Source organism: Uliginosibacterium silvisoli, assembly GCF_036017035.1.
Lineage (GTDB): Bacteria > Pseudomonadota > Gammaproteobacteria > Burkholderiales > Rhodocyclaceae > Viridibacterium > Viridibacterium silvisoli.
The window spans coordinates 1251534-1267093 of sequence record NZ_JAYXHS010000001.1 but is presented as its reverse complement, the minus strand read 5'-3'; the positions used below and the strand labels follow the sequence as shown (position 1 = coordinate 1267093).

13 protein-coding genes are annotated in these 15560 nt (G+C 62.3%); 6 read left to right on the top strand and 7 right to left on the bottom strand.

The genetic code is table 11. The annotated features are described in order from the left end of the window. Positions 1-36 precede the first annotated feature (36 nt). From hprK to recA, 7 genes are all read right to left on the bottom strand, one after another. Positions 37-981 carry an HPr(Ser) kinase/phosphatase gene (gene hprK, locus VVD49_RS05855; protein ID WP_327598198.1) on the bottom strand — a complete coding sequence of 315 codons (945 nt, stop codon included), beginning with the start codon at positions 979-981 and terminating at the stop codon, positions 37-39. Continuing rightward, positions 950-1435 (bottom strand): PTS sugar transporter subunit IIA, encoded by a 486-nt coding sequence (locus VVD49_RS05850; protein ID WP_327598197.1) that lies wholly within the window; start codon positions 1433-1435, stop codon positions 950-952. Before VVD49_RS05850 ends, hprK begins: the two co-directional genes overlap by 32 nt. A 335-nt stretch (positions 1436-1770) precedes the next feature. After that, complete coding sequence (gene hpf / locus VVD49_RS05845; RefSeq protein ID WP_327598196.1) at positions 1771-2097, bottom strand: ribosome hibernation-promoting factor, HPF/YfiA family; 327 nt, start codon at positions 2095-2097, stop codon at positions 1771-1773. Between the two features lie 25 nt (positions 2098-2122). Further along, positions 2123-3634 (bottom strand): RNA polymerase factor sigma-54, encoded by a 1512-nt coding sequence (locus VVD49_RS05840; RefSeq protein ID WP_327598195.1) that lies wholly within the window; start codon positions 3632-3634, stop codon positions 2123-2125. Between the two features lie 21 nt (positions 3635-3655). Then, positions 3656-4378, bottom strand: coding sequence for an LPS export ABC transporter ATP-binding protein (lptB, locus tag VVD49_RS05835; RefSeq protein ID WP_327598194.1), 723 nt, complete (start codon positions 4376-4378; stop codon positions 3656-3658). Then, positions 4359-4826, bottom strand: a complete 468-nt coding sequence (gene recX, locus VVD49_RS05830; RefSeq protein WP_327598193.1) for a recombination regulator RecX — start codon at positions 4824-4826, stop codon at positions 4359-4361. Before recX ends, lptB begins: the two co-directional genes overlap by 20 nt. Before the next feature lie 25 nt (positions 4827-4851). Further along, a complete protein-coding gene (gene recA / locus VVD49_RS05825; protein WP_327598192.1) occupies positions 4852-5865 on the bottom strand; it encodes a recombinase RecA in 1014 nt (337 codons plus the stop codon). A gap of 468 nt (positions 5866-6333) precedes the next feature. Here recA and VVD49_RS05820 point away from each other — a divergent pair, with 468 nt between their 5' ends. The 6 genes from VVD49_RS05820 (at position 6334) to VVD49_RS05795 (ending at position 15539) form a co-directional block, all read left to right on the top strand. Next, on the top strand, positions 6334-7800 hold the full coding sequence (locus tag VVD49_RS05820) for an efflux RND transporter periplasmic adaptor subunit (RefSeq protein WP_327598191.1): 1467 nt from the start codon (positions 6334-6336) through the stop codon (positions 7798-7800). Then, positions 7797-10907, top strand: coding sequence for an efflux RND transporter permease subunit (locus tag VVD49_RS05815; RefSeq protein WP_327598190.1), 3111 nt, complete (start codon positions 7797-7799; stop codon positions 10905-10907). Before VVD49_RS05820 ends, VVD49_RS05815 begins: the two co-directional genes overlap by 4 nt. 186 nt (positions 10908-11093) lie before the next feature. Beyond that, entirely contained in the window at positions 11094-12239 is a 1146-nt protein-coding gene (locus VVD49_RS05810) for a glycosyltransferase family 9 protein (protein WP_327598189.1), read from the top strand. A gap of 260 nt (positions 12240-12499) precedes the next feature. Next, positions 12500-13573: an acyltransferase family protein gene (locus VVD49_RS05805; RefSeq protein WP_327598188.1), complete on the top strand. Its 1074-nt coding sequence runs from the start codon at positions 12500-12502 to the stop codon at positions 13571-13573. A gap of 62 nt (positions 13574-13635) precedes the next feature. Next, complete coding sequence (locus tag VVD49_RS05800; protein WP_327598187.1) at positions 13636-14883, top strand: sensor histidine kinase; 1248 nt, start codon at positions 13636-13638, stop codon at positions 14881-14883. After that, positions 14880-15539 carry a response regulator transcription factor gene (locus VVD49_RS05795; RefSeq protein ID WP_327598186.1) on the top strand — a complete coding sequence of 220 codons (660 nt, stop codon included), beginning with the start codon at positions 14880-14882 and terminating at the stop codon, positions 15537-15539. Before VVD49_RS05800 ends, VVD49_RS05795 begins: the two co-directional genes overlap by 4 nt. Positions 15540-15560: the final 21 nt, after the last annotated feature.

Sequence of the window (15560 nt, the reverse complement as noted above, 5' to 3'; positions counted from 1 at the left end):
CGCCGCGGCGCCCTTTTCATTTGCTGTGGTCGACTGTCAATGCTCGAAAGGATCTTCGCTATCAAGCGCATGGCGCTGGCGATCGACAAACTCCTGCGCTGAATCGATGCCACGCAGCTGCAGGATCGCGTTGCGCACAGCCGCCTCGAGCAGCACGGCAAGATTGCGGCCTGCCGCCACGGGCAGCACAATGCGGCGAATACCCACTCCCAGCACATCCTGCTCTTCGTCTTCCAGGGTCAGGCGCAAGGGCTCGTCATGGCCCGGCGTGCGACGCTGCAGATGTACGATCAGACGCAGACGCATCTTGCGGCGACAAGCTGTCTCGCCAAAGATCGTGCGGATGTTGAGGATGCCGAGACCACGCACCTCGAGGAAATCCTTGAGCATTTCCGGGCAGCGGCCTTCAAGCACGCCAGCGGCAATGCGCGAAATCTCCACCACGTCATCTGCAACCAGACCATGGCCGCGTGAAATCAACTCCAGCGCCAGTTCCGATTTTCCCGCGCCCGAGTCGCCAGTCACCAGCACGCCAAGACCCAACACGTCCATGAATACGCCATGCAGCGAGACCCGCTCGGCCAGCTTGCGTGCAAGGTAGGAGCGCAGAGCGTCGATGACGCGGGCGGACTCCAGCGGCGAAGCCAGTACCGGCACGCCAACGTCCTCGCAGTTGCGGCGGATGATGTCGGGCACTTCGCAGTCGTCAGCCACGATGATGCCGGGCGGTGGTGCCGCGAGAATGGCGAGCAGATGGTGTTCGAGCTTGTCGCGTGCCTGACGGCGCGCCCAGGCGAACTCGGTCTCGCCGATGACCTGCAGACGCGTAGGGTGAATCATGTTCAGGTGGCCAACGAGATCTGCGGCCCATACCCGATTGTCATGAACGGTGATGTGCGTGTCGAGGCGACCGCCTATATGACGAAGGCGCAGGCCTGCCCGGTTGGCCTCAAACAGCTGGGCGACGCTGGTTCGCCGCATTCGGGTTCCATTCGGCAAAGAGACTGTGCAGGGCATGCGCATCGCTGGCGGCGCTCAGCGCATCACGGAATTCACGGTCGCTGAACATCTGCGCAAGTTCAGAGAGGAGTTGCAAATGACTCTCGTTGGCCTGTTCCGGCACCAGCATGATGAAAATCAAGCTGACAGGCTTACCGTCAGGCGCGTCGAAGGGAATGGGCTGCGCCATGCGCACGAATGCCCCCAACGGCGCCTTCAGGCCCTTGATACGCCCATGCGGAATGGCAACGCCCTGTCCGAGCCCGGTCGAGCAAAGTTTTTCGCGCTGGGTCAGAGCATCGGTCACGAGCTTGCTGGACATGCCTGCCTGGCGCTCGAACACCACACCAGCGGTTTCAAATACCGTGGTCTTGGCGGTGGCCTGGAAGTCCACGAGGACGTTGGCAGTGGGAAGGATCTTCGAGATCAGATTCATGCAGGCAAGCGATTGAGCCTCTGTGGCGACGGCGATTCGATGATGTCGGCAGCGGCGCTAAATGGCATGGATTACACAATGAGGCGGGCGGCAACGCCCACTCCGTGTTAAACGTTTATGTCAGAAACGACGTTGACTCAAATTATATGCCTGACACTCGGCGTGAAGTCGAGAACTGCGCGAGAACTCCCCTGGATCTGCGCAAGAAGCGTGCGGAGATCGCGCATGATCGGCAGAAATGAAGGTTCGGGGCGTCTTGCCGCCCGGTCAGCACCCGCATGAACCGGGCGCCGTGGGCGGTCATGTATTGCAGATGAGGTAGCGCGCGGCTTGCCTCAGAGTTCAGCCGTCGGCTGATGCTTGATGGCGTCACGGGTGTGATCGGCCAGTTTCTCCTTGTGCTTGACCACCTGTCGATCAAGCTTGTCGATCATGCTATCGATGGCGGCATACAGATCCGCTTCTTCGCTTTCTACAAAAATGTCTTTGCCGCGTACATGAACCGTGATTTCTGCTTTCTGCTTGAGCTTCGCCACCGAAAGAATCACGTGGACTGCTGTCACGTGTTCAAAGTGACGAATCACCCTGTCGAGCTTGCTGGTGGCGTACTCGCGAATGGAGTCCGTCACTTCGAGATGATGACCGGTGATTTTCAGATTCATGGAGCACTCCTTTTAGGAACTAACCCTAGATCGACTTGCGCTGACTGACCGGCGGGATATTGAGTGACTCGCGGTATTTGGCAATTGTTCTGCGCGCCACGACGATACCCTGCTGGCCCAACATTTCGGCAATCTTTGCGTCGGACAGCGGTTTCTTGCCGTCCTCACCTGCCACCATCTGACGAATCAGCGCGCGAATCGCCGTCGCGGAGCAGGCACCGCCAGTGTCCGTGGACACATGACTGCCGAAAAAGTACTTAAGTTCAAAGATCCCCTTGGTGGTCGCCATGTACTTCTGCGTGGTTACACGCGACACGGTCGATTCGTGCAGTTCGAGCTCCTCGGCAATTTCACGCAATGTAAGGGGGCGCATGGCCACCTCACCGTGATCGAAAAACTGCCGCTGTCTTTCAACAATAGCCTGCGATACGCGCAAGATCGTGTCAAATCTTTGCTGGACGTTCTTTATCAGCCATTTCGCCTCTTGCAGCTGATTCGAGAGTGAGCCGTTGATGCCGCGATTCTGGTGCAGGATATCCGCGTACACGCGATGGATCCGCAGTTTCGGCATCGCTTCTGGATTCAGGTTAGCCGTCCACGCACCGCGATATTTGCGCACGATCACATCCGGCACGATATAGCGCGCATCCAGCGGCGTGAATGCCGAGCCGGGGTGCGGGTTGAGGCTCAGGATCAAGGCGTGTGCGGCCTTCAGTCCGTCATCGTCGCAGCCGAGGCGGCGGCGGATCTTGACGAAATCACGTGCGGCAAGATTCTCCAGGCAGTGCTCGACGATGCCGCACGCCAGATCGCGCGTCGCAGCTTTCGGCATGGCCTTGAGTTGCAGCAGCAGGCACTCCTGCAGACTGCGTGCACCTACACCGACCGGGTCGAAGTGCTGCACATGGCGCAACGCCGTGACCAGCTCCTCCAGCTCGATCTCCCATTCTTCGGGAATGACCGGCAGCAACTCTTCCAGCGTCTGGGCGAGATAGCCATCTTCTTCGAGCGCTTCGATGATCAGGCGTACCAGTGCGCGATCACGATCGGAAAGCGGCATGAGCGCCACCTGGCCGTCGAGATGATCGCGCAGCGATGTAGCGGTCGTCTGGTATTCCTGAAAATCGGAATCATCGTCGCCATCATTGCTCTTGCTGCCGCTGCCTGCCTCCGAGCGCCATTCAGCGGCCTCGCCGATATCGTCATCGGAGACGCTGTCGTAGGCCTCGGTGATCGTGTCCGGCATCTCTACCGTCGTTGCTGGCTCGAAATCGCCCTCGTCCATGGAAGCGATGCGTTCGGCAGTGAAATCCGTCTCGGCGGCCACGGTTTCCGTGCCTGCCAGTTCGACGGCAGGCGCTGGCTCGCCGCCTTCGTCGTCACCACCCTCGCGTTCAAGCAGCGGATTGTCGAGCAGCATCTTCTCGATCTCGGAATTGAGTTCGAGCGTGGAAAGTTGCAGCAACCGGATGGACTGCTGTAACTGTGGCGTGAGCGCCAGATGCTGAGAGAGGCGTAGCTGTAGCGATGGTTTCATGCTGGGAATCTATGCGCCGGGCTATAGCCTGAAATGTTCGCCGAGATAAATCTGCCGGACCTGGTCATTGTGCACAATTTCCTGCGGACGGCCGCCGGCAAGCACTTCGCCAGCGTTAATAATCCACGCATGGTCACAGATGCCGAGGGTCTCGCGCACGTTGTGGTCGGTAATCAGTACGCCAATGCCGCGTGCCTTGAGGAAGCCAATGATCTTCTGGATGTCGATCACGGCAATCGGATCGACACCAGCAAACGGCTCGTCGAGCAGGATCAGCTTCGGCTGCGTCGCCAGCGCGCGGGCAATCTCCACACGGCGGCGTTCGCCACCCGACAGGGATATGGCAGTGGCATCACGCAGATGACCGATGTTGAGCTCTTCGAGCAACTCATCGAGCTGGCTTTCCTGCTCGGCCGTCTTCAGCTTCCGCAGTTCGAGCACGGCGCGGATGTTCTCGGCCACGGTCAGTTTGCGGAAGACCGAGTTCTCCTGCGGCAGGTAGGACAACCCCAGCTGCGCCCGGCGATGCATCGGCAGATGGGTCAACTCGGTATCGTCGAGATGGATGCGCCCACCATCGGCTTTGACGAGGCCGACGATCATGTAGAACGTGGTGGTCTTGCCCGCGCCATTCGGTCCAAGCAGGCCGACCACTTCGCCGCCACCGACCTGGAAGGACACATCCTTAACCACGGTGCGCGACTTGTAGCGCTTGCGTACGCCTTCAACCTTCAGCAGGCTCATCGAATCCATCTCTCAACAACTTGCGGATGACTTCCGCTGAAAAGCCGCGCGATTGCAGGAAGCGCGCTTGTCGCGCCCACGCCTGCCTGTCCTCGGGCGGCTGCCCGAATTTTTTTGACCACACGCCACGTGCGCGTGTCAGTTCATCTTCTTCCAGCACTTCACTCAGTGCCGTATCGGCCACGTCTGCCGTCACGCCGCGCTTGATCAGCTCGTACTGCAAGCGGTTCGACCCCAGGCGCCCGGCGCGGGAACGTACATAACTTTCGGCAAAACGCTCGTCTGACTGAAGCCCTGTCTCGGCCATGCGGTCCAGCACGGCCTCGACATCATCACCTTCTTCCGCCCTGGCGCTCAGCTTGCGCTTGAGTTCGGCGCGCGAATGTTCGCGAGTCGCGAGCATCCGCAGCGCCTTGGACTTGAGCGAAGTAGCGGGCTGCTTTTTCACTGCGGCGCCGGGGCTCGGAAAGGCTTTATTCGGCGATCGCCTGCATCGTCTTCACACCCACCGCATCGCGGATCTTGTTCTCGATCTCGCGTGCCATTTCCGGGTGCTCACGCAGGAAGTCGCGTGCGTTGTCCTTGCCCTGGCCAATCTTCTCGCCGTTGTAGGCATACCAGGCGCCGGACTTGTCGACGAATTTGTGTTCGACGCCCATGTCGACGATTTCGCCTTCGCGCGAGATGCCTGCGCCGTACAGGATGTCGAAGTGCGCTTCCTTGAACGGTGGCGAAACCTTGTTCTTGACGACCTTGACCTTGGTTTCAGAGCCAATGACTTCGTCATTCTTCTTGATCGTGCCGGTGCGGCGGATGTCGAGACGCACAGAGGCGTAGAACTTCAGCGCGTTACCGCCGGTAGTCGTTTCCGGGCTGCCGAACATGACGCCGATCTTCATGCGGATCTGGTTGATGAAGATGACCAGGGTATTCGTGCGCTTGATGTTGGCGGTGAGCTTGCGCAGCGCCTGCGACATCAGGCGCGCCTGCAGGCCGGGCAGCTGGTCGCCCATTTCGCCTTCGATTTCGGCCTTTGGCGTCAGCGCCGCAACCGAGTCGATGACGACCATGTCGACGCCACCGGAGCGCACCAGCATGTCGGCAATTTCCAGCGCCTGTTCGCCCGTGTCCGGTTGAGAAATCAACAGTTCGCCAACATTCACACCCAGTTTCTGCGCATAGGTCACGTCGAGCGCGTGCTCGGCGTCGATGAAGGCTGCGGTGCCGCCCATCTTCTGCAGTTCAGCGATGACTTGCAGGGTCAGCGTGGTCTTGCCGGACGATTCCGGGCCGTAGATTTCAACGACGCGGCCACGTGGCAGGCCGCCGATGCCCAGCGCAATGTCGAGGCCCAGCGAACCGGTGGAGATGGCTTCGATGTCGGAAACGACTTCGCCATCGCCCAGCCGCATGATGGAGCCTTTGCCAAACTGCTTTTCGATCTGAGCCAGCGCGGCGGTAAGCGCTTTTGCCTTGTTGTCGTCCATGAGTGTCCTTTTGTGGTGCCTTGTGTTTAGCTGAAGATGATTATGGCACAGACCTTGCGTATGCTGCGCCGCACTGGTCTGAGGAAAAAATACCGGGATCGAAAGCCGCTGTTTGATCAGTACAACAACCCAGCTGGAGACGGCGCCAAACGCGACAAATTCACGCGGGCGATCCGGTGCAGCGGATACCATCCGCCCAGTTCCTGCCCGGCCTTCAGGGGGTTCATGAGCCAGGACCGGGGGCGACCGTTCAGGCGACGTCCGGCAATAGCAATTTGTAACACCTTGATCCGGACGCTTCTGTTGAAATTCCGGAAAAATTCGCAACAAAACGTGGCGCGCCCCGGTCTGAGTTCGGGGCTTTCTCAAAACATCGGGGTTGATCAATCTGTGGCGCCGTCGCGGCAACGTGGCAGCGGTTTATTTCTTATGTCGTTTCGTTCCGTTGCTCGTACTGCAGTTCCCTCTTTGGCCCTTGCCCTCTGTGTGATGGCGCTTGCCGCCTGCGGCAAGAAAGACGCGCCAGCCGGCAGCGCCACGGCCGAGCAATCTGCTCCCAAGGCCGACAAGGCTGCTGCAGGAGGCAATGCCGGCCGCGGCAACCGCCCGACAGCCGTAAGCGTGACCACCACGCGCCTGGAGTCGGTCACCCTCTCGCTTGAAGCGCAAGGCAACGTGATCGCGCTGGATGATCTCGAGATCCGGCCGCAGAAAAACGGCACCGTCAAACAGATCCACTTCAAGGAAGGTGACGAGCTCAAGCGTGGCCAGCTGATGTTCACGCTGGACGATCGCGATGACGTCGCCAATGTGGCCCGCCTGGAGGCCACCGTACTGGGTACCGCCGCGCTGGTCTCGGCGGCAGAACGCGATCTGGCGCGCTCCAAGGATCTGGCAGAACGCAATTTCGCGTCGACCGCGGCAGTCGATGCGTCCCGCGACAAGCTGGACGCAGCCAATGCGCTGCTGTCGCAGAACAAGGCCGCCGTCGAGCAGGCCCGCGTGAGCCTCTCCTATACGTATATCCGCGCGCCTTTCGATGGCCGTGCCGGCGTGATCGGCGTACGCCCGGGCAGCCTCGTGACCTCCAATGCCACCTCGACGGCGATGGTGAAGATCACACGCATGAATCCCATTGGCGTGACCTTCGCGCTGCCTGAACGTGATCTACCCATCCTCCTGGCCGGCCAGCGCCAGGGGCCGATGAAAGTCAGTGTCGATCTGGATACGAGTCATCGCTTGAAGGGTGAAGTGACCTTCATCGACAGTGCTGTAGACCGCACCTCGGGCACCATCCTGGTCAAAGCCAAGCTGGAGAATGACGAGCGCCGCGTGTGGCCCGGCCAGTACGTGACGGTGAAAATCGTCGCGGGCGAAGTGAAGGATGCTGTCGTCCTGCCATCGCAAGCCATCGTCAACGGGCCGAATGGCCGACTGGTGTATGTGGTGAAGGAAGACGAGACCGTTGCCGCCCAGCCCGTCGATCTGGTGCGCATCATCGATGAGAAGGCCGTGCTCAAGGGCATCGGCCCGGGCGTCAAGGTTGTCCTTGAAGGCGGCCAGAACCTGCGCCCCGGTGGCAAGGTGCAAGAGGTCAAGAGCGACGACGGCAAGGGCGGTGGACGCCGCGGAGGCGGTCGTCGCAATGGCGATCAGTCCGCACCACAGGCTGGCGGGGAGAGCGCACCAGCCGCCAACGGCGACAAGCGCTGGCAGGACGCCGGCAAGGAGTCCGCGAAGGCTCCAGTCAAGGAAGCAGGCAAGGACAAGCCTGCCGGCAAGACTGGCGCCGCTACGGTTGCGGCCAACGACAAGTTGCCGGAAGGCTTCACGCCGCGTGATCCGGAAGCCTGGGCACAGATGGATGACACGCGCCGTGCCGAGATCATCCAGCGCTGGCGCGAACGCAAGGCTGCAGGAGCCGGCACACAATGAGCATGAGCTTCTCCGAACTGTGCATCCGCCGGCCGGTCGGCACCACGCTGCTGTGGATCGCCATCATGATCGCGGGCTTTGCCGCCTGGTTCAAGCTGCCGATCTCCGCGCTGCCGTCTTTCAACCAGCCCACCATCAACGTCTCGGCGAATCTACCGGGCGCCAGCCCGGAAACGATGGCCTCATCGGTCGCAACGGTCCTCGAGCGCCAGTTCTCGACGATTGCCGGCCTGCGCGTCCAGACCTCGAGCAGCACGCTGGGCAGCACCTCGATCACGCTGGAGTTCGACCCCGCGATTGATATCAACGTCGCCGCCATCGACGTGCAGGCGGCACTGTTGCGCGCCAATCGCCAGCTGCCGCGCGACATGACCAATCCGCCGAGTTATCGCAAGGTCAATCCGGCCGATGACCCGATCCTGTTCATCACGCTCAACTCGCCTTCGCTGTCGCTCGACCAGCTCAACAGCTTTGCCGACAACCTGATCTCGCCCAGCCTGGCCACGCTGCCCGGCGTCGCGCAGGTCACCATCAACGGCCAGAAACGATATGCCGTGCGCATCAACGTCGATCCGGGCAAGCTGGCTGCGCGCGACCTGTCGATCACCGAGCTGGCGACAGCGCTGGGGAACGCCAACGCGAATACACCCATCGGCACCCTGCAAGGCACGCGCCAGACCCTGGTGCTGAGCACCAATGACCAGCTGACCAATGCCGCCGCGTTCGCCAGCCTGATCGTGGCCACCAAGAACGGCCAGTCGGTGCGCCTCAGCGATGTCGCCAACGTCGAAGACAGCGTCGAGAACATCCGCAGCTCGAGCTGGACCAACGGCCAGCGCGGCATCAATCTGCAGGTCTTGCGCCAGCCGAACGCCAACACGGTGGCCGTGGTGGATGCGGTGCGTGAAGCCCTGCCGCGCCTGCAGGAGCAACTACCGGCCTCGGTGCAGATCGACATCCTCAACGACCGCTCGATCTCGATCCGCGAGTCGATCCACGACGTCAACCTGACCATGCTGCTGACCATCGGCCTGGTGATGATGGTCATCCTGATGTTCCTGCGCCGCCTGCCGGCGACCTTGATTCCATCGGTCTCGCTGCCTGCCTCGCTGCTTGGCACCTTCGGCCTGATGCTGTGGACCGGCTACAGCCTCGACAACATCTCCTTGATGGGTCTGACCATCGCCATCGGTCTGGTGGTGGATGACGCCATCGTGGTACTCGAGAACATCGTGCGCCATGTCGAAGAAGGCATGGAGCCATTTTCGGCCGCCATCACCGGTGTGCGCGAAGTGGCCTTCACGGTGGTTTCCATCTCCATCTCGCTGGTCGCGGTGTTCATCCCCATCTTCTTCATGCCGGGCACTGTCGGCCTGTTGTTCCATGAATTCGCCGTGGTCGTGACGCTGGCCATCGCCGTATCGGCCGCCGCCGCGCTGACCATCATCCCGATGCTGGCGGCACGCTTCATCAAGCACGAGCCGGAAGATCATGTCGTCCCGGCCTGGAGTCGCTGGTTCGAGCGCGGCTTCGACCGTGTCCTGAACACCTATACGAGCAGCCTGGCATGGACGCTCACGCGCCGCTGGATGATGCTCGCACTGGCGCTGGCGACCTGCGTGGCAACGGTGTGGCTCTACATGATCATGCCCAAGGGCTTCTTCCCTGAAGAAGACATCGGCCAGATCCGCGCTCCCGTGCAGGCCGCGCAGGACATGTCGTGGCCTGCCATGCGCGAGCTGCTGGTCCAGCTGGATACGAAGATCCGCGCCAATCCCTATGTCAGCGACGTCGTGGCGAACTCCGGCAACGGCAACCGCGGCTTCATCTTCATCACCCTGAAGCCGCGCAGCGAGCGCCCATCGATGCAGAAGGTGCTGGAAAGCCTGCGCCGCGATACGGCCTCCGTACCGGGTGCCCAGGTCTCCTATTCGGCGATCCAGAATCTGCGCCTTGGCGGACGCCAGGCCAATAGCCGCTTCCAGTACACCCTGCAGGCCGTCGACTACGCGACGGTCGCAGACTGGGCCGATCGGCTGCAGCGCAAGCTGCGCGAATCATCGCTGCTCAAGGACATCAACAGCGACGCCGAGCGCCGCGGCTTGCAGGCCAAGCTGGTGGTCGACAAGGACAAGGCGCTGTCGCTGGGTGTCGACATGGCGAACATGCGCACCGTGCTCAACAACGCCTTCGGTGAGCGTCAGGTTGCAACCATCTATGCCGCGGAAGACAACTATCCCGTCATCATGCAGTGGGCCGACAACTACCGCGCCGACGAGTCGGGGCTGGAGTTCCTGAAGCTGCGCACGAAGACCGGCCAGCTCATCCCGATCTCGTCGTTTGCACACGTCGAGCGTATCGCCGCCAACAACTCGGTGAACCATCAAGGCCAGATTGCTGCCGTCACACTGTCCTTCAACCTTGCCGATGGCGTCACGCTGTCGCAGGCCGTCGAAGAAGTGCAGAGCCTGAAGGACTCGCTGAACATGCCGTCGAACATCTTCGGCGCGTTTGCCGGAGATGCCGCGGTCTATCAGAGTTCGCAGACCAGCCAGCTGTGGCTGATCCTGGTGGCCATCGCCGTCATCTACGTGGTGCTCGGCATGCTGTATGAAAGCTGGATACACCCGGTGACCATCCTCGCGGGTATCCCGTCGGCAGCCGTCGGCGCGCTGCTGTCGCTGCAGATCGTCGGGCTCGAGCTGACCTTCATCGCCATGATCGGCATCCTGCTGCTGATCGGTATCGTGAAGAAGAACGCCATCATGATGATCGACTTCGCGCTGGAGGCCGAGCGCGAGCGGGGCCGCACGCCAGCGGAAGCCATCGTCGAATCCTGCCGCCTGCGCTTCCGGCCAATCATGATGACCACGCTGGCGGCCGTCATGGGCGCCTTGCCGATCGCGCTGGGGCTCGGCGCCGGTGCCGAGTTGCGCCAGCCAATGGGCGTGGCCATCGTTGGCGGCCTGATCTTCTCGCAGCTGATCACGCTCTACATCACGCCGTCGCTGTACCTGTCGTTCGACTGGTTACAGCACAAGCTTGGGCTGATCAAGCCGAAGGAGGCGGAGCCTCTCTCCGAATCGGAGAAGCAGTCAGCCTATTGAAATACCGTCGCCCGTCATCGAGCCTCAAAGCTTGAACGGGCGAGCCTGCCGGACCTTCGATGCCACCTGATCGACGCGCAATGAAAGCGCGCAGACAGGTGGCATTGCTTTGTGTGCGGCGCGCACGCTGGCGCCACACGGCCCGGCCGCGTAACCTAGCCGCTCTCGTACGAAGCGGAGCAAGGCATGGAGGAAGCGCAGGTCCAGCAATTGTTGCGGCAGGGCGATGTCCTGGCAGCACGCCGGCTTGTCGACGCGTGGCTGGCAGCGCAGCCCGACCATCTGCTTGCCGTGCAATACCAGGGACTGACGCGGCTCTACTGTGGTGACGCTCCAGGCGCGGAAGAGAGCTTCCGCCATGCGCTGGCGCTGGATGCGGCCTTGCCGCGCAACATCGCCAACCTCGGTATCGCGCTCATGGCTCAAGGCCGCTACGCCGATGGCCTACCACTCTACGAGTCGCGCTATGCCAGCAACATCGTCGCCCACGATCGCGTGAGTTTCCCCGGCCTCGCTGCCGGACTTCAGTGGCAGGGCGAGCCACTCGCCGGGCGTCGCCTCCTGCTGGTCCGCGAGCAGGGCTTTGGGGACCAGATCCAGTTCATCCGTTTCGCTCCTCAGCTGCATGCCCGCGGTGCCAGTCGGGTACTCGCCTGGGTCTCGCCAGGCCTTGGCGCCCTGTTCAGCAGCGTGCGCGGTCTCGATGTCGTGACCGAAGCTGCGCCTGCGGCAGACAGCTACGACCTGTGGTGCCCGCTGATGTCATTGCCCCTGCTGCTCGGCCTGAACGCGCCGCAGGCTGCCGACGAGCTCGCCTATCTGCGCGCACCTGCCCGTACGGCGCATTGGCAGCAGCAGGTCAGCGGCTGGACTCAAGGGCGGCCCACAGTCGGCGTCGTCTGGGCAGGCAATGCAGGCAACTCGGTCGACGCGCGACGCTCGTTACCCACGGAGCTCATGCTGGACATGCTGGCCCAGCGCAATGGCCGCACAGCGCTGTCCCTGCAACTCGCCCCCGGCGGCATGGATCAGCTCGAGCGCCAATGCCGCGACGGCATCATCCCGTTACTGGACATGTTGAGTGATTTTTCCGAGACGGCCGCGGTAATCGAGCAGCTGGATCTCGTGATCAGCGTGGACACCGCCGTCGCCCATCTCGCTGGCGCGCTCGGCAAGCCAGTCTGGCTGCTGCTGCCCGCCGGGCCGGACTGGCGCTGGGGCCGCGCAGGCGAACGCAGCGACTGGTATCCAACGATGCGACTGTTCCGACAACCGGAGCCTGGCGACTGGAGAAGCGTCGTCGACGCCGTAAAGCAGGCCTTGCTGACCTGAACGGGTACCGGGGGCGCATTCGCTCTTGCCTCCAGCACCTCGACAAGCCCTCAGCAACTGCATCCCCCTCGCGCGCAGCACCCTGCTTATCCCGCAAGCATGCGTCTATCGCTTGCCGGCTGAATGGGCTTTAATACCAGCACAGCGCGCATGCGAGGGGTTCGCAGCGGCGCCAGGCGTGACAGCAGGGCCCTCGCGCAAACAGATGCTTTGTGGACGCCGGCCTGACCAGGAGATGAGCAGCGCTGTGCGGGGGCGAGATGACGGGGCACAATCGGACGGGGCAAGTTCGCAGGGCGAAAATCCAGAGTCTTGAAGCCGGCCGCGGCATCGCCGCCTTGCTGGTCACCGTGTACCACTTCCAGCAAACCATCTCCCACAACACGTACGCGCCGTTCTGGGGACTCTTCGAGTTCGGTAGCGCGGGCGTCGATTTCTTCTTCGTCCTGAGCGGATTCATCATCTATTTCGTCCACTCCGCGGACGTCGACTCGCCCCATCGACTGGCGCACTACGTCTGGAAGCGCGTCACGCGGATCTATCCGCTATTCCTCTTCGTCATGATTTTCGTGGCGGCGAAAGCAGTGCTGAAGCACGAATTCGCGTGGGACTACTTCATCAAGAGCCTGCTGCTGATTCCCCAGCAAGGGTTTCCAATGCTTGGTCCCTCCTGGACGCTGGTTCAGGAGATGCTCTTCTACGGTGTATTCGGCGTCTTCATCGTCAGCCGGAAGGCGGGTTTCGGCGTCGTGGGACTATGGCTGGCCTTGAACATCTTCAGCCTGACCGTTGCCCGCCCCGTCCCGGGCAGCCTCATTCAGGACAGCTTTCTGGCCCTGACCTCGAAGTACAACCTGTTGTTCGTTTTCGGTATCTGCGTCGCGTGGCTGGTCACGCGGCGGGAGATCCGCGCCTGGCGGGCAATTGCCACCACGGGCCTCGTCCTGTTCCTTGCCCTCGGGATTGTTGAAAGCACTCGCTCATTCAGTGGCAGTGATTTCTCCAAGGTCGTCCTGTATGGCCTCGCCTCGGCCATGATCATCCTCGGCCTGGCGTCCGGCGAGCTGTCCGGCCACATCAGCGCAGGAAAATACTGGAGCCTGCTGGGCGAACTCTCCTACCCGCTCTATCTCTCGCATATGGTCCTGTTCGGTCTGATGCAGGCCACGCTGACCTCTCTCGGCCTGCGCCACCCGGACCTTCTCCTGCTGGTGAGCGTGGCCCTGAGCTGCGGCGTTGCCATCATCCTCAATCGCTACGTCGAACATCCCCTGTCATCAGCGCTACGCACGCTGTGGGCACGGCGCACGATGCTGCTGCCGCGACACCCCTGAGCTCCGGCCGTCACAGGCAACAAGACAGGTAGCCCTCGGCATCGCCCTTGCTTGAACAGCCCATGTTCAGCGACCTGCACCAGCTCTCACATCACCACGCCTGGCGGCGGCAACTGGAGTTGCTGCTGGAGTCCGCCGGTGAGGGCATCTACGGCATCGACCTGCGAGGTCGCTGCATCTTCATCAACCAGGCCGGTGCGCAGATGATCGGCTTCAGCCCTGATGAGGTGCTTGGCCGCAACATGCATTACCTGATGCACCATTCGCATGCAGATTCGCGCCTCATGCCCGTGCATGACTGCCGTATCTTCCGCGCCTTCCAGCAAGGCGAAGGCGTGCGCGTCGACGACGAGGTGCTGTGGCGGCGCGACGGCACCGCTTTCGACGCCGAGTACGCCAGCTACCCGATCCGCGAGGGCGACAAGGTCGTCGGCGCCGTCGTGACCTTCAACGACATCAGCAGGCGCAAACAGGCTGAGCGCGCGCTGGAACAGACCCACCAGCAAGCGCACATCGAGCTGGAACGGCGCGTGGCGCAACGCACGGCCGACCTGTCCGCAGCCAACGAGGAATTGCGTCAATCGCACGTCGCGCTGCAACGCCTCTCGTCCCACCTCAACAGCGTGCGCGAGGAAGAGCGCCGCAGCGTAGCGCGTGACATCCACGACGAACTCGGCGCCTCGTTGACGGCCCTCCAGCTCGAGCTGAACTGGTTGCAGCGACGCCTGGCCGACGAGCCCGCCTTGCAGCCCAAGCTCGAAACCATGGTTGAGGTCACGCAGACCGCCATGGGCGCCGTGCGCCGCATCCTCACCGATCTGCGCCCCGGCGTGCTCGACCACCTCGGCCTGTGGGCGGCGCTGGAATGGCTGCTGCAGGACTTCCAGGCGCGCAGTGGCGTGCAGTGCCGCTACGACTGTGCTGCCGCGCTGGAGCGCTGCCGGCTCGGCCGCGATGCAGAGATCGCCGTGTATCGCATCGCGCAGGAGGTGCTCACCAATGTGTCGCGGCATGCCGCCGCAGGCAGCGTCGAACTGGGCGTGCAGAGCGAGGGGCGCGATCTGCTGATCGCCATCCGTGACGATGGCCGCGGCATGCAGGTCCCTGCACAGGCCAACAGCTTCGGCCTGCTCGGCATGCAGGAGCGCGCCCGAGCACTCGATGGTGTCCTGCATATCGACAGTACGCCCGGTGCGGGCACGACGGTCACCCTGCGGCTGCACAACGTGCTGACACAGCAGGAGTGCGCGCATGATTTCACGCTGCCGGAGCAGCCGGTCGCGCAGGCAGCGGAAAGGCCCGCGAAATGAGCAAGGACCTGCGCGGCGCGATCCGCCTCCTGATCGTGGACGACCACATGATCATCCGCCGCGGTCTGATCCAGATCCTTGGCGAGAATCCACGCCTGCACATTGCCGGCGAGGCGGCCGATGGCGCCACCGCCTTGCGCGTCTTGCGCAGCACAACCGTAGACGTCGTGCTGCTCGATATCGCACTGGGCGAGCGCGATGGCATCGACGTGCTGGGCAGCATCCGCCACGAATTCCCGCAGCTCGGCGTGATCATGCTGTCGGTATATCCGGAGAGCCAGTTCGCGCTGCGCGCCATCCGCAGTGGTGCCAATGCCTATCTCAACAAGGGCTGCGCCCCCGAAGAACTCTTCAGCGCCATCGAGCGCGCCGCCGCCGGTGGCACCCACGTCACACCGGCCATCGCCGAGCTCATGGCGCAGGACATTCGCGGCAATCGCACGCGCGCGCCGCACGAGACACTATCCAATCGCGAGTTTCAGGTACTGCAATTGCTAGCACAGGGCGAAAGTGTCTCGGGAATCGCCCAGCAACTGTCGCTGTCGGCCAACACCATCAGCACGTACCGCGCGCGCATTTTCGAGAAACTGGGTCTGCGTAACAACGTCGAACTGGCCGCCTATGCGGGTCGCCATCAGCTTCTGGCCATGCAGTAAGCGTCGCCAGCGTCGTGAAAC

Coding starts and splice junctions, on each gene's coding strand:
- hprK (WP_327598198.1), bottom strand. CDS start 981: ATGCGGCGAACCAGCGTCGCCCAGCTGTTTGAGGCCAACCGGGCAGGC.
- VVD49_RS05850 (WP_327598197.1), bottom strand. CDS start 1,435: ATGAATCTGATCTCGAAGATCCTTCCCACTGCCAACGTCCTCGTGGAC.
- hpf (WP_327598196.1), bottom strand. CDS start 2,097: ATGAATCTGAAAATCACCGGTCATCATCTCGAAGTGACGGACTCCATT.
- VVD49_RS05840 (WP_327598195.1), bottom strand. CDS start 3,634: ATGAAACCATCGCTACAGCTACGCCTCTCTCAGCATCTGGCGCTCACG.
- lptB (WP_327598194.1), bottom strand. CDS start 4,378: ATGAGCCTGCTGAAGGTTGAAGGCGTACGCAAGCGCTACAAGTCGCGC.
- recA (WP_327598192.1), bottom strand. CDS start 5,865: ATGGACGACAACAAGGCAAAAGCGCTTACCGCCGCGCTGGCTCAGATC.
- VVD49_RS05815 (WP_327598190.1), top strand. CDS start 7,797: ATGAGCATGAGCTTCTCCGAACTGTGCATCCGCCGGCCGGTCGGCACC.
- VVD49_RS05810 (WP_327598189.1), top strand. CDS start 11,094: ATGGAGGAAGCGCAGGTCCAGCAATTGTTGCGGCAGGGCGATGTCCTG.
- VVD49_RS05805 (WP_327598188.1), top strand. CDS start 12,500: ATGACGGGGCACAATCGGACGGGGCAAGTTCGCAGGGCGAAAATCCAG.
- VVD49_RS05800 (WP_327598187.1), top strand. CDS start 13,636: ATGTTCAGCGACCTGCACCAGCTCTCACATCACCACGCCTGGCGGCGG.
- VVD49_RS05795 (WP_327598186.1), top strand. CDS start 14,880: ATGAGCAAGGACCTGCGCGGCGCGATCCGCCTCCTGATCGTGGACGAC.